This window comes from Acinetobacter sp. (genome assembly GCF_036666595.1).
Classification (GTDB): domain Bacteria; phylum Pseudomonadota; class Gammaproteobacteria; order Pseudomonadales; family Moraxellaceae; genus Acinetobacter.
The window spans coordinates 615,036-628,690 of record NZ_JAVWVO010000001.1; the positions used below are offsets into that span (position 1 = coordinate 615,036).

Sequence of the window (13,655 nt, forward strand, 5' to 3'; positions counted from 1 at the left end):
GCTGAATTGTACTACTTAAATCAAAAATGTGAGCCATCTAAACCTGACTCTCTCATTCAGAGTAGTATAGCTCAACAATTTACACCATTCATAAATTAATTATTTATTGCGTAATTTTAAAATATAAGTATGATTCTATCTAGAACTTAAATTTTCCACGGAAAGGATCAATATCCATGAGCAAACGCTTGAAGTCATTTGTTGAAATTGCTGCACATTCAGATTTCCCGCTAGAAAACCTGCCTTATGGCATTTTTAGTGAAAAATACAATTCGCAGCCTCGTGTCGGCGTAGCGCTGGGAGAATGGGTGATTGATCTGGCGGTACTGGAAGCACATGGTTATTGCAAAGTGGCAGATGGCAAACTGCTCTTTAATCAACCGACATTGAATATGTTTATTGAATCAGGTCAAGCCAATTGGTCTAAGGTCCGCGCAGAATTACAAGCTTTGTTGTCCGCAGATAATCCTGAACTTCGTGATAATCAGACCCTGCGTGATCAGATCTTTTTTAAACAATCAGACGTTAAAATGCATATGCCTGTACACATCTCAGGCTATACCGATTTCTATTCATCTAAAGAGCATGCCACCAATGTCGGTTGCATGTTCCGTGACCCGAAAAATGCGCTGCTGCCCAACTGGTCAGAACTCCCTGTTGGTTATAATGGTCGTGCCAGCTCAGTTATTGTGAGCGGCACTGACATTGTCCGTCCATCAGGACAAATCAAGCTGCCAGATTCAGAACGTCCCGTATTTTCTGCTTGCCGTAAACTCGACTTTGAACTGGAAACTGGTTTTATCGTAGGCAAGTCAAGTCAGCTAGGTCAACCTGTTCCAATTGAAAACGCGTGGGATCATATTTTTGGTATGGTGCTGTTTAATGACTGGTCTGCACGTGACTTACAACAATGGGAATACGTGCCACTTGGCCCGTTTAATGCCAAAACTTTTGCGTCATCTATTTCACCTTGGATTGTGACGCTGGAAGCACTTGAGCCATTTAAAACCAGTTCACCTGAACAAGAACCGAAACCTTTGGCTTATCTGCGTGAAGACAACAGCCGCAACAGCTATGACATTCATCTTTCGGTTGAAATTCAGCCTGAGAATGACGACCAGAGCGATGTAATCTGCACAACCAACTTTAAATATATGTACTGGTCCATGGCTCAGCAGCTAACTCATCATACGATTGCGGGCTGTAACTTGCAGGTCGGTGATTTAATGGGTTCAGGGACCATTTCAGGACCAACCCCAGATTCTTACGGTTCATTGCTCGAAATCACATGGAATGCCACCAAACCTTTAACGCTATCAAATGGCGAACAGCGTAACTTCATTCAAGACGGCGATACCGTCATTATGAAAGGCTATTGTGAAAAAGATGATTTACGGATTGGCTTTGGTGAAGTCAGCGGCAAAATTCTGCCAGCAGTGGATTTTGGTTTTACCCAATAATTGCAGCCTAGGATGTTGCCCATGAAACTGTATACCTATTTTCGTAGTTCTGCGGCTTACCGAGTTCGTATTGCCTTGAATTTAAAAGGTCTGACTGCTGAACATGTCCCTGTGCACTTAGTCAATAATGGCGGTGAACAGCATAGTGAAAGCTATCGTCAGATCAATGCGAGTGAGCTGGTGCCCACATGGGCAGAGCAAGAGTTTGTTCTGACCCAATCGCTAAGCATTCTTGAATATTTAGAAGAAAAATTCCCAGACACGGCCCTGCTCCCTCAAAACTTGCAGCAGCGTGCTTTGATCCGTGCATTTAGTTTTAGTATCGCCTGCGACATCCATCCGCTCAACAACCTACGGGTACTTCAGTATCTGACGGGTACATTGGAAGTAAGTGATGCGCAGAAAACAGCTTGGTATAAACACTGGGTTTTAACAGGCTTTAAAGCCCTTGAAGCACAACTGGAACAGTCAAATGGCAAATTCTGTTTTGGCAATCAGCCTACCCTAGCGGACTGCTGCCTGATTCCACAAGTCTATAACGCTCTACGTTTTAATCTTGATTTATCCGACTATCCAAAAATTTGTTCGATCTACAGCCATTGCCACACTTTAGAGGCCTTTCAACACGCTGCACCTGAAATGCAACCTGAAGCTGCTTAAGTTTTTTATAAGGATATAAAAATGACCATTCAAATTGAAAAAATCCACCATGTGGCCTACCGTTGTAAAGATGCCAAAGAAACCGTGGAATGGTACAAAAAAAATCTAAATATGGATTTCATTCTTGCCTTTGCTGAAGACCATGTCCCTTCAACCAAAGCCTTTGATCCCTATATGCACCTCTTCCTAGATGCAGGAAACGGCAATGTTCTGGCTTTCTTTGAACTGCCAACACAGCCTGAAATGGGCCGCGATGAAAACACCCCAAAATGGGTGCAGCACATTGCACTCAAAGTCAAAGACCGTCAGGCACTGATTGATGCTAAAGAACACCTAGAAGCCAATGGCATAGAGGTCTTGGGCATTACCAATCATGGTATTTTCCACTCAATTTATTTCTTTGATCCAAATGGCCATCGTTTGGAACTGGCCTATGACGATGAAAAAGCACCACAAAAAATTGCCATGATTACTGAACAAATGAAATATGACATGCTGGAAGAATGGAGTAAAACCAAACGTGCCCCGCAGCATACGCATTTCCTACATGCAGATGAACTAAGTCATAACTCTCGTACCGCCAAAGTAGACGCTTAAGTCTGGCGGAAGTTGTGCTGATGGTGAATGCCTTAGAGGCAACTTCAACCATGATAAAAAAAACGCAAAGCAGCTTCGGCTGCTTTTCTGATTTAAATAGAAAGCTATTCTTATTTTAATTAGCTACTTAGAGCACCTTAAATCTCCTATCAATCATCAATAATTGCTTTCCATTTGCTTCACGGCGAACCCTATGTCCGTTCTCATCCATATCGAATCAAATCGAATTGTTCATGCATGAAACCTGTCTATGCATCCCTTTAAACTTATAGGTTTAAGCACCAGTCAAATAGGCAGCAATTTCATCAGCCGCAGCTCTTGCTGTTCTGGACACTCCAATTAAAGTCGCCGATGCCATGCCTGTCCACTCACCATAGCCAACCAACCATAAATTATTTACTTTCATTGAACGCCCATTATGGACAGCAACCATTTGATCTGGCTCTACCACACCAAGACCTCTTAAATGATTAAGTGCAGGGTTAAATCCTGTACACCAAATGACAGCATCTACCGCTTGCGTTGAACCATCAGCCCAAACAACTGAATGCTCAGCAAATGCGACAAAAGGCTCTCGACTGTGCAAAACTCCTCGTGTTCTTGCCTCTTTGACACTGTCAATCATGACAATATCTCCAAATCCACCTGCGAGCTGTTCCAAACTCCGACCTTCCTGTTGTGCTTTTAAACGCTCCGTTGCACGAAGAAACAAGACTCGCCCATCCACATCATCTGATAAAAATGCCGGTGCTGTCGTCGTGACCCAAGTCGTTTTTGCCACTTTTGAAACTTCGGCAAGAATTTGTGCGCCTGAGTTTCCACCACCTACAACGATGATTGTCTTGTTTTTAAAAGGTGTTGCATTGACATAGTCCGCTGAATGAAGCTGTATTCCTTTAAATTTTTCACGTCCAATATCATTGGGAATATGAAGCTGGCTCCATGTACCTGTCGCACTAACCACAGCCTTTGTCCGCCAATATTGATCTCCATCATACACATCTAAATAGTCATCTTCTTGTTCAATATGATCGACATGGACTGGCCGAATGGTCGGAAATTGATAGCGTTTCTCGTATGCCGACAAATATTCGATCACTTCATTTCGCGTTGGGTAGGTGTGTTCAGTCGTTGGCATCATCCAACCTGACAACGAACTCCATGTATGCGGTGAAAAAAGGCGTAGCGACTGCCAAGCATGCAGCCATGCTCCACCCGCCTGCGTTTGATCATCTAAAATCACAAATGGAATTTTTTTACGTTTTAAGAAATAAGCTGTAGCAAGTGCCGACTGACCACCACCAATGATAATCACATCGACTTCTGCTTGTAGTTGTGCCAAAGCAATTCTCTCATTTGCTATAGTGAAGCCATATTCATAATTAAAAAAGCCCAGTCTATTCAACAAACTAAGCGACTTTTAAAAATTGATCAAATCTGTAATTAGGCTTTTCAATTGCACAAGCTACTTTTCAACATCTTGGATCACCTAAAGTTTATAAGCTACGTTGATTGACACGCTTAGATAATTCTTCTGCCGACTCTTTTCGCTCTGAATAACGGTCTGTGAGGTACTGACTTTGCCCGCGAGTGAGCAAAGTGAACTTATATAGTTCTTCCATGACATCAACAATTCGATCATAAAAGGCTGAAGGTTTCATCCTGCCATCTTCTTCAAACTCTAAAAAAGCTTTGGGAATAGACGATTGGTTTGGAATGGTGATCATACGCATCCAACGGCCTAAAATACGCATCTGGTTTAAGCTGTTAAAAGACTGCGAACCGCCACTGACCTGCATCAAGGCTAAAGTCTTGCCTTGGGTTGCACGAATCGCACCACCTGCCAGTGGAATCCAGTCAATTTGCGATTTGAAAATTGAACTCATTGAGCCATGACGTTCCGGCGAACACCATACCATCCCTTCTGCCCAAGCCAAAAGCTCATGTAGTTCTTTGGCTTTTGGATGTTCCATATCCGCATCTTCAGGTAAGGGCAAGCCCTTAGGATGAAAGATTTTTACTTCAGCACCAAACTGCTCCAAAATACGCCCGGCTTCCATCACCGCCAATCGGCTGTATGAACGCTCACGGTTAGAACCATACAGCAGCAAAATACGGGGTGGATGATCTAGCGCTTTGGCCTGTACTTTTTCTAAAGTCAGCTGATCGAGAAGATTCATATCTACATTTGGGAGAGTCATAGAAATTACACCTCTGCTTTAAAAAACTTTTTTCTAAGCCACAAAGACACACTGACTAAAGCAATCAACACTGGTACTTCAACCAATGGGCCAATCACCGTGGTAAATGCGACAGGTGAAGCCAAACCAAAGGTTGCAATCGCGACAGCCAGCGCCAATTCAAAGTTATTCCCCGCAGCAGTAAAAGAAATTGCTGCGGTTTTAGGATAGTCATTCCCCATCCACCTACTCATAAAGAAGCTGATGAAGAACATCACGATAAAGTAAATGGTCAGTGGAATGGCAATACGCAAGACATCGAGTGGCAAGCTCACCACATCGTTCCCTTTGAGACTAAACATCGCCACAATCGTGAACAATAACGCCAACAAACTCAGTGGACTGATCTTCGGTAAGAAGACATGTTGATACCAATCCAGACCTTTAACACGAACCAGTATGAATCGCGTCATAAAGCCAAGGAAAAATGGAATTCCCAAATACACCAGTACCGCATGGGTAATGGTCCAGAAATCGACATTGATCACTTGTCCTGCAACACCAAAATACGGTGGTAAGAAGGTCAAGAACAACCAAGCATAGGTACTGAAGAATAAGATCTGGAAGATACTGTTAAAGGCCACCAATGCAGCAACATATTGGTTATCCCCACAGGCTAAACCATTCCAAACCAAGACCATGGCGATACAGCGCGCTAACCCAATCAAGATTAAGCCTGTCATATACTCTGGATAGCTGTGTAGAAAAATAATGGCTAAGGCAAACATCAATACTGGTGCTATCACCCAGTTCTGCACCAAAGACAAAGTTAAGGTTTTTTTGTCTTTAAACACTTCTGGTAGCGCAGCATAGTCCACTTTTGCCAAAGGTGGATACATCATCAGAATCAAACCAATCGCAATTGGAATATTGACGGAATCCACACTCATTTTGTCCAATGCCACTGAGGCTTGTGGAAAGAACACACCTATCGCTATTCCCAACCCCATCGCAATGAAAATCCATAACGTGAGGTTACGATCTAAAAAAGATAATCTTTGTTGAGCCATGATATTCTCATTCAATATCTGAGATGTGATTGATTGCAGCAATCAATTCAGGACGAGACATGTGCGCTGTATCCAGTGCCAACAATGCATCTAAACGACGGTTGATATGATCCACAGTGACTTGGAAGGCCTGTAATTTTTCTTCTTTAGGTAAGTCTAAGTGTGATGGATCAGCCAAACCCCAATGTGCCTTGATCGCTCCACCTAAATACAGTGGACACGCTTCTTGCGCTGCCGAATCACAAACCGTAATCACCACGTCAGCTTGATATTGTTCACAGTCATCAATCGTTTTACTCCACAAACCATCGGTTGAAAGGCTTAGATTTTCCAAGGTTTCAATGGTCAGTGGATGCACCTGTCCCGATGGCTGACTGCCTGCACTGTAGGCTTTCCAACCTTCAGGCGCACGACGATTAAACAGCACTTCGGACAAAATGCTGCGACAGCTATTTCCTGTGCATAAAAAAATTAATTTCATATTGTGCTACTCGCAATAACTCTTTATTTGCGAAAAAGGGCGTTCAATTTGGGGCTGTAAGTCAGTATTTTTGAGGGTATTTAAGACGTCTACGCACCAAGTGGGTAAATTGGGATTGAGACTGTAATAGACCCATTGCCCTTGACGTCGATCTTGTAGAAGACCTGAAGAGCGCAGTAAAGCTAAGTGCCGCGAAATCTTAGGTTGGCTGAGTTGCAATTTTTCAGTCAAATCACAGACACACTGCTCATGATTAACCACAACCAACATCACAATGTTGAATCGCGTTTCATCAGCTAAACATTTAAAAAAATTGATTTGATCCATACTTTCACTCACTCATACCTCTGGATATAACAATACTCACAGATACCCAGCACATGTTTATTTTAATCTCTGCCCGTTTTCATCCAGCACTTGTTCACCGTCTTCTTTGCTAAAAGCACCCTTTTGTAGGAGTGGCAGAATTTCTAAAACCAATTCTGACGGACGACATAATCGTGTTCCGAACTCAGTGGCCACAAATGGACGATTAATTAAAATTGGATACTGAAGCATAAAGTTAAGCAGTTGCTCATCCGTCCAATCTTCACGATCCAGTTCTAGATCACGATAAGGATCAACATTCTTACGAATTGCTTCTCTCACCGTTAAACCCGCATCCGCAATCAACTGAATGAGCTCACTTTTAGATGGAGGATTGACAAGATATTCAATGATTTCAGGTTCAATATTGGCATTACGAATTAATGCCAATGTATTACGTGATGTACCACAGTCTGGATTGTGATAAATCTTAATGTTTGGTGTAGCAGTCATTTACTCAAACTCAATGGAATCTTTAAATACATTTATATATGAATATCCATATATATGCAATTCCATATTTAAAGAACAAAAAATGATCTTTTTAGAATATATAGTGATCGAATGAGCGTGTTAAAATTAGATAAAATCCAAGATTTAGAGGTCAAGCTATGGAAACAGTCATGATTACTTTGATCTTAGTTATTATTTTGATTTTACTTGTCATATTTTATAACAAGAAAAAATAAACCATGGCTTTTGGGTTTATAGATAGGCTTCGTAATAACCTAAATCATTGATCGGCGAAAAGGTAAGAGAACTTATCGCCCTCTTACCTTAGGAATTTCTGAATCATAGCCCAACACAGCAGCAACACCCTCTAACGCGGTATATGTGAACGTCAATGAAATATTGATCTCAATATTTCATTACTTCGACTGTCTAATTTGCCGTATTAGGCACCATCACCCGCCCAAACCATATTCCTTTTTTTAAGCATTACTTAATGCACTGGCTAAATCACCAGCACCCTTCAAGTCAGACACCTGTCCCTCTAAAGGCTGACTAAATTCAATACGCTGAATCTTTGCTGCCCGCTCTGCGGAGAACACTGGGATTTGACTCATCGCAAATTCAGACAGTGCGGTAATGGTTAGTGAGGGATTCACACCTAAATTTCCAGGTACAATCGAACCATCTAATACGCGTAAATTTTGATAACCAAAGACTTGACCAGTGAAGTCCACAACGCCATTCGACTTGTCATTGCCCATCGCGACACCACTCATAATATGTGCTGTCGTTGGCGTTCCCAGTAGAATTTCAGTAAGTGCAGAACCTGGCTCTCCACCTAACTTTTGCGCAATCATTTTAGTGGCTTCTTCAGCCGCAGGGAATGAAACGGTGAGTGGCGTGTCCCCTTCTTTTTGCACGGCAGTGATACTATTCTGGAATAATCGATACCACTTTCTACGCCATTCAAAATGAATGAACGCTTCAGATTTTTGCATCACCAATAAAATGATCGAGTCTTTGGCTTTACCCTTATAGCGTAGTACTTTAAAAGTTTTTAAGGGATGTATTAAAGTATTGAACACAAACTTCATAAAGCGCATAAAGCCCTGACCGGTCACCATCGGCACGTATGGAATATAAATCCATGAAGCATCTGCACCTTCAGGAAAACGCGTGACCTCGATATTGGTATCTGCATCGACCGAAATAAAGGAGCTGATTGCCACACCATCATCCAGTTTTTTTCCTGTGTTGTTCACTGTGGTTAGGGTTTCCGAATTCGTCCGAACTTCCTGTCCCAGCAATGAAGAAATATTAGGTAAAGTCTTATGCTGATCCCGCATTTTTAACAACATTGGTACCGTACCCATCACCCCTGCAGATAACACTACCCCACGACTGCGTAAACTATACTGACGAACATCCTTGCCTAAAGTTTCTTTGACGATGATTTCATAGCCTTCACGACCATCCTCACTCAATGGCGTAATTTTGAGGACTTCAGAACTTGGACGAATTTCTACCCCATTACGCTCAGCAAAATACAAGTAGTTTTTCATGAGGGTGTTTTTGGCATTATTACGACAGCCCAACATACAACTGCCACAATAAATACAGGAGTTACGATCTGGTCCATCTCCATTGAAATACGGATCTTTCGCTAATTGTCCTTCTTGACCAGCTACTTGCGAAAAGAAGACCCCCGTATTCACCGTTTTAAAGGAGTTTGCATATCCAATTTCACTCGCAACTTCTTTTAACGTGTCGTCTGCAATATTGGTATAAGTATTATTCGCTGTACCCAACATACGTTGAGCGAGACCATAAAATGGCTTTAAGGTTTCTTTCCAGTCTTTACGAATCTTGGTCCATGCCTCGGACTCAAAAACAGCATCAGGTGGAATTAAATGTACATTGGCATAAATTTGTGAGCCCCCACCAACGCCTACCCCATGCAAAATGGTGGTTTTACTGGTGAAAGTAAATTGCATCGTACCTCTGAATCCCAGTTCAGGCCGCCACAAATAGTTTTTGGTGTCTAAATTGGTGGTTGGAAAATCCTTATCTTCACGGCGTAATCCTTTCTCCAAAATCAGGACTTTATAGCCTTTTTCACTCAAACGTAAAGCACTGACCGATCCACCAAAGCCTGAGCCAATCACGATTTGATCAAAATCAAAATCTTTATTCTTCATCCTATTAACTCCTTTAATAGTTTTATTTTTCTGTTTTTAAATACACCAATCCCTTCACCTCAAAATATCTATCTTGAAGTGAAATTTGATGTTGAGGTTTTAAAATTTAAGAGCTTATGACTTCATGCGAATCAACAAATTCAGCAGCCAATTGGCAAATTTTCCATAAGGCGGCGCGAGAAACTTCAAACTTGAGAAACCCGCCTGATAAAACACAGGACGCATTTTGGAAAAAGTCAAAAAGCCTTCATAACCATGATAGTGCCCCATCCCGCTGGCACCGACCCCACCAAATGGCAAGTCATGCTGCCCGACATGAAATAAAGCATCATTGACCGAAACCCCGCCCGACATAACTCTGCTGATATAAAATTCGACTAAGCTTTTATTATTGCTAAATGGATAAAAGGCCAATGGACGATCACGCTGAACAATATAGTCCACCACCTCTTCAGGCTTTTGGTAGGTTTTGACCATCAAGATCGGGCCAAAGGTTTCACGCGTATCAATTTCCATCTCATCATTACTGTTCAACACCAAAGTCAGTGGAAATTTTCGTGTCGCCGCATCAGGCTCTTGCTGATTTAAATTAATCAAACTGGCCCCTTTGGCTTCAGCATCGGCCAAGCTATGTACTAAGCGCTGAAATGCGCGCTCATCAATCACAGAAGTATAATCTTTGCTATAAATATCAGGCACATGTTCTTGCACCCATGCTGCCGCGGCCTGAATAAACGCTTGTAACTTCGACTCATGCACAAATAAATAATCGACATTGGTACAAATTTGTCCCGCATTAAACTGTTTCACAAACATAATGCGTTCTACAGCTTTATCGATGGGGTATTCAGGGTCAATCACCGCAGGAGATTTTCCGCCTAGCTCCAGAGTCACTGGCGTCAAGTTTTGTGCTGCAGCGCCCATGACTTTACGCCCTGTCGCACCAGAGCCAGTAAACATCAAGTGATCAAACGGCAGTTTTGAAAATGCGATGCCCACTTCACCAGTCTCATCAAAAATCTGTAATTTTTCCGCTTTAAAGTATTTGGGACTTAACTCAATCAGCAATTCGGCCAAATGTCTTGAATTTTCAGACATTTTAACCATAGCGGTATTTCCCGCAGCAAACACGGCCGACAACTGTGAAAACATCAAATTGATGGGGAAATTCCACGGCACAATAATTCCAATCACCCCCAGCGGCTGCGGAATCACACGGTTTTTTGCACCAAAATACAGGCTATGATCGACATGTCGTTTTTGTACTTTGGTCCACTGCTTCAAATGTTTGATGCTGCCGTTAATATCATCCGTGACAGTAATAATTTCTGCCAATAAAGTTTCATGACGCGAACGATTGCCATAATCACGATTCAGGGCTTCAATAATTGCTTCACGGTGATCGTTAATCAGTGCTTTTAAATTCAGTAAATGTTGCTTGCGTTGTGCAATCGTTTCAATGCCTTGGTCATGAAAGCTTTTGCGCTGTAATTGAAAACAATCGTGTAATGTCTGTTCTATCACTGTTTGCTCGATATGAGACTGAACCGTAAGTTGCATATGCTTTTCCTTTCACGGCTAAAAATGGTGATTCAATACTTCTTTTCTATGTTGATTAAGATAATCTCTTATCCTACTTTAACAAATGACTTGAAATACGCTTGACTTTTTAGGACACTAAATTGATCTTTTAGGACAACACGGAATGTTGTAATGGGAAGTTATATTCGTGCAGCTAGCCTCGGCGGTTTTGAAGACTTAGTCCGTAGTTATGGCGTAAACCCTATAGAAATCTTGAAAGAGATCGGGATTTTACCTGCTTTACTCCGTGATCCAGATTCATTTATTCATTATGATCATTATTTAAATTTATTGGAAAAATCGGCCTTAGCTTGTCAGGATGACTGCTTCGGTTTAAAACTCGGTGCACTCCAAAATATTAGCACAATCGGTTTGATTGGCGTCTATATGTCCCGACAAACGAGCATACTTGAAGCCTTAAGCATGGCGCAAAAATATGTCTATTTACATGCTGAAGGCGTTGTCTTCCACGTCTCGCAACATAATGCTCTACTCTGTAAGCTGAACTTTGTGCGTTTAAGTAAATACAACACCGATGTCCCACAAAAATCACAACTGGCCATTTGCCTTGTCGCGAATATTTTAAAAGATTTGATTGGTCCACAGTGGCATGCAGAAAAAATTTGCTTCAAGCAAAAAGCACCACAAAAAGGGGCTCAAACTTTCCAAGCACATTTTTCATGTCAGGTAGAGTTCGAAACCGATGAAGATGCGCTGTATTTTCCTGCAAGCTTTTTAAGCTATAAACCCTATAATTTTAATGAAGATGCCATCAATCAACTGATCGTACAACAGCTTGAAACACAAAGCAGCACCAAAACTGAAGACAATACCGCACTGATAGAGAGTTCAGTCCGCATGCTGATGGCAACAGGAGACTGCAGCATTGAAAATATCGCGCTATGTATGGGCATGCATCCGAAAAAGCTTCAGCGCGCTTTAAAAATACAAGGAACAACCTATCGAGATATACTTGAAAATGTCCGAAAAAAAGAAGCTCTTCGTATGCTTGATGCAGGTAGTGTGAGTTTGACGGATATTGCTCTACAGTTGGGCTATGCAGAGTTATCTATCTTCAGTCGCAACTTTAAAAGCTGGTTTGGCGTTCCCCCAACTGAGTTAAAAAATAAAATCAGAAGCCATATTCTGTGACTTCTGGTTTTGCTACTTTGTTAAATCGAAAGTACCCAACGGATCCAAACATCTAGTTTGAATCCTTTGCATGTCGCTCTATTCAATACAAACTCAATTGATTATTTTGGGAAAACAAAGGATGCGATCAAGCGTGCACCCCAACCTTTCGGGCTGCTATCAGTATCATCAACCCAATATCGTGCACCACCGCCCACACTAATCGCCTGACCATTTAGGCGAATCACTTTAGTCACAGTTATATTGACAGGAACTGTGGCTTCTTCTGCATTCCAGTCATATGTCGTTTCAGTATTCAATGCCACCGTCGTACTATTTGGATAAGTGTAACTAATAAAAGGCTGCACAAAGGTACTACTGATCGCCTCAGCACCATCTTCATGCTCTACTCCCCAAATATGGTTTGCCAATGCACCAAATGTCCAACCATGACTTTGTTTCAAGATTACAAAAGTCGGGCCCGCACCGTATTGATCCGCACCCAAGGCCTTTTCAGAAGCCGTTGGAAAGAGCAAGGCAGGACCTACGCCCCATGTAATCCCACTCTCCGATGTTTTTGAGGGAGAAAAGAATAGGCTTTGTACAATGTCACCCACGCCCCAATCGTCATCACGGCCACCTTCATTATAAATTTGGTAATTTACGGGTAATACCGTACGAGAAATCAGATTCCAATTTTCATTTAACTCAATCGGAATGACGGGCTGAATATTGAGTTGATAACGTTCTATATTTTCAGTCGCACCAATGTTTTCATCATAATTTAATTGGAATGGCACACTAACCAAGTTGGCGACAGGATTGGATAGCTGTTGGGCCAAATCAGCGCCATCATCTGCATAAGCCTGAGAGATCCCTAAAAAAACCAAAACGCTCAGAGGAAGAAGGTTTTTTATTGGTCGATGGTTGAAAGAAAAATTATTCATATACTTATCCATCCTTATAATCATTTGTGGTTCAGACTAGAGAGATAGCGAACTAAAACTCTAACTTTTTTAATAGATTATGCTTAAACGGTATAACAAAACTACAGCTTATTTAAGTCAAGATTAAGAACAGATCGCACGGCATAATGACTATCTACACGTGTTTAAAACTAACCATTTTTTGTTCTTAACACTTGATTCAGCTTTTATATATTTTTTATAACACAACGCAATATAACCGCAACAATTATCAATTCGGTTGCGGATGATATTAATCATGTAAAAAACAATACTTGATCTTCTAAAAAAGAATAATCGACAAATGATCTACAAAATATGGTTTTGTATTATAAAACAGCAAAGAAAAACAGTGATAAGCATCACAAAAAGGATTTATTTCCACACTTAATTGAGTAATTTTTAACCAAAAAATAAATTTTATATTTCAAATTATATATTTATATTTTTCATTAACTTAAGTTATAAAAACGTGTTTTTTTAGTATAAAAACTCTATTATGATTACTTTTTG

At 41.3% G+C, this 13,655-nt stretch carries 13 protein-coding genes; 4 read left to right on the plus strand and 9 right to left on the minus strand.

Going from position 1 to position 13,655, the window contains the following annotated elements; all coding sequences use genetic code 11:
* Window positions 1–176 precede the first annotated feature (176 nt).
* Genes fahA through RR876_RS02910 form a run of 3 tightly spaced genes read left to right on the plus strand, consistent with a single transcriptional unit; the run spans window position 177 to window position 2,717 of the window.
* Window positions 177–1,460 carry a fumarylacetoacetase gene (fahA, locus tag RR876_RS02900; protein ID WP_332477595.1) on the plus strand — a complete coding sequence of 428 codons (1,284 nt, stop codon included), beginning with the start codon at window positions 177–179 and terminating at the stop codon, window positions 1,458–1,460.
* 21 nt (window positions 1,461–1,481) lie between these two features.
* Window positions 1,482–2,120: a maleylacetoacetate isomerase gene (gene maiA / locus RR876_RS02905; RefSeq protein WP_332477594.1), complete on the plus strand. Its 639-nt coding sequence runs from the start codon at window positions 1,482–1,484 to the stop codon at window positions 2,118–2,120.
* Window positions 2,121–2,141: 21 nt separating this feature from the next.
* Window positions 2,142–2,717, plus strand: a complete 576-nt coding sequence (locus tag RR876_RS02910; RefSeq protein WP_005005954.1) for a VOC family protein — start codon at window positions 2,142–2,144, stop codon at window positions 2,715–2,717.
* 274 nt (window positions 2,718–2,991) lie between these two features.
* Here the strand turns inward: RR876_RS02910 and RR876_RS02915 are convergent, their stop codons facing one another.
* From RR876_RS02915 to RR876_RS02950, 8 genes are all read right to left on the minus strand, one after another.
* The gene (locus RR876_RS02915) at window positions 2,992–4,059 is read right to left on the minus strand and encodes an ArsO family NAD(P)H-dependent flavin-containing monooxygenase (protein ID WP_332477593.1); all 1,068 of its coding nucleotides are present in this window, start codon (window positions 4,057–4,059) and stop codon (window positions 2,992–2,994) included.
* 154 nt (window positions 4,060–4,213) lie between these two features.
* The gene (gene arsH, locus RR876_RS02920) at window positions 4,214–4,918 is read right to left on the minus strand and encodes an arsenical resistance protein ArsH (protein WP_332477592.1); all 705 of its coding nucleotides are present in this window, start codon (window positions 4,916–4,918) and stop codon (window positions 4,214–4,216) included.
* 5 nt (window positions 4,919–4,923) lie between these two features.
* Entirely contained in the window at window positions 4,924–5,967 is a 1,044-nt protein-coding gene (arsB, locus tag RR876_RS02925; RefSeq protein ID WP_332477591.1) for an ACR3 family arsenite efflux transporter, read from the minus strand.
* A gap of 7 nt (window positions 5,968–5,974) precedes the next feature.
* Window positions 5,975–6,448, minus strand: coding sequence for an arsenate reductase ArsC (locus RR876_RS02930; protein ID WP_332477590.1), 474 nt, complete (start codon window positions 6,446–6,448; stop codon window positions 5,975–5,977).
* Between the two features lie 6 nt (window positions 6,449–6,454).
* Entirely contained in the window at window positions 6,455–6,775 is a 321-nt protein-coding gene (locus RR876_RS02935) for a metalloregulator ArsR/SmtB family transcription factor (RefSeq protein WP_332477589.1), read from the minus strand.
* A 57-nt stretch (window positions 6,776–6,832) separates the two neighbouring features.
* Window positions 6,833–7,267 carry an arsenate reductase (glutaredoxin) gene (arsC, locus tag RR876_RS02940; protein WP_332477588.1) on the minus strand — a complete coding sequence of 145 codons (435 nt, stop codon included), beginning with the start codon at window positions 7,265–7,267 and terminating at the stop codon, window positions 6,833–6,835.
* Between the two features lie 479 nt (window positions 7,268–7,746).
* The gene (locus RR876_RS02945; RefSeq protein ID WP_332477587.1) at window positions 7,747–9,465 is read right to left on the minus strand and encodes a GMC family oxidoreductase; all 1,719 of its coding nucleotides are present in this window, start codon (window positions 9,463–9,465) and stop codon (window positions 7,747–7,749) included.
* 114 nt (window positions 9,466–9,579) lie between these two features.
* Entirely contained in the window at window positions 9,580–11,025 is a 1,446-nt protein-coding gene (locus RR876_RS02950) for a coniferyl aldehyde dehydrogenase (RefSeq protein ID WP_332477586.1), read from the minus strand.
* 153 nt (window positions 11,026–11,178) lie between these two features.
* Between RR876_RS02950 and RR876_RS02955 the strand changes: the two genes are divergently transcribed.
* Window positions 11,179–12,198 carry an AraC family transcriptional regulator ligand-binding domain-containing protein gene (locus RR876_RS02955; RefSeq protein WP_332477585.1) on the plus strand — a complete coding sequence of 340 codons (1,020 nt, stop codon included), beginning with the start codon at window positions 11,179–11,181 and terminating at the stop codon, window positions 12,196–12,198.
* A gap of 101 nt (window positions 12,199–12,299) precedes the next feature.
* Here the strand turns inward: RR876_RS02955 and RR876_RS02960 are convergent, their stop codons facing one another.
* Window positions 12,300–13,124, minus strand: a complete 825-nt coding sequence (locus RR876_RS02960) for a transporter (protein ID WP_332477584.1) — start codon at window positions 13,122–13,124, stop codon at window positions 12,300–12,302.
* Window positions 13,125–13,655: the final 531 nt, after the last annotated feature.

What these genes read in the sequence shown, in the direction of transcription:
- fahA (WP_332477595.1), top strand. Translation starts at nt 177, where the DNA reads ATGAGCAAACGCTTGAAGTCATTTGTTGAAATTGCTGCACATTCAGAT.
- maiA (WP_332477594.1), top strand. Translation starts at nt 1,482, where the DNA reads ATGAAACTGTATACCTATTTTCGTAGTTCTGCGGCTTACCGAGTTCGT.
- RR876_RS02910 (WP_005005954.1), top strand. Translation starts at nt 2,142, where the DNA reads ATGACCATTCAAATTGAAAAAATCCACCATGTGGCCTACCGTTGTAAA.
- arsH (WP_332477592.1), bottom strand. Translation starts at nt 4,918, where the DNA reads ATGACTCTCCCAAATGTAGATATGAATCTTCTCGATCAGCTGACTTTA.
- arsB (WP_332477591.1), bottom strand. Translation starts at nt 5,967, where the DNA reads ATGGCTCAACAAAGATTATCTTTTTTAGATCGTAACCTCACGTTATGG.
- RR876_RS02930 (WP_332477590.1), bottom strand. Translation starts at nt 6,448, where the DNA reads ATGAAATTAATTTTTTTATGCACAGGAAATAGCTGTCGCAGCATTTTG.
- RR876_RS02935 (WP_332477589.1), bottom strand. Translation starts at nt 6,775, where the DNA reads ATGGATCAAATCAATTTTTTTAAATGTTTAGCTGATGAAACGCGATTC.
- arsC (WP_332477588.1), bottom strand. Translation starts at nt 7,267, where the DNA reads ATGACTGCTACACCAAACATTAAGATTTATCACAATCCAGACTGTGGT.
- RR876_RS02945 (WP_332477587.1), bottom strand. Translation starts at nt 9,465, where the DNA reads ATGAAGAATAAAGATTTTGATTTTGATCAAATCGTGATTGGCTCAGGC.
- RR876_RS02950 (WP_332477586.1), bottom strand. Translation starts at nt 11,025, where the DNA reads ATGCAACTTACGGTTCAGTCTCATATCGAGCAAACAGTGATAGAACAG.
- RR876_RS02955 (WP_332477585.1), top strand. Translation starts at nt 11,179, where the DNA reads ATGGGAAGTTATATTCGTGCAGCTAGCCTCGGCGGTTTTGAAGACTTA.
- RR876_RS02960 (WP_332477584.1), bottom strand. Translation starts at nt 13,124, where the DNA reads ATGAATAATTTTTCTTTCAACCATCGACCAATAAAAAACCTTCTTCCT.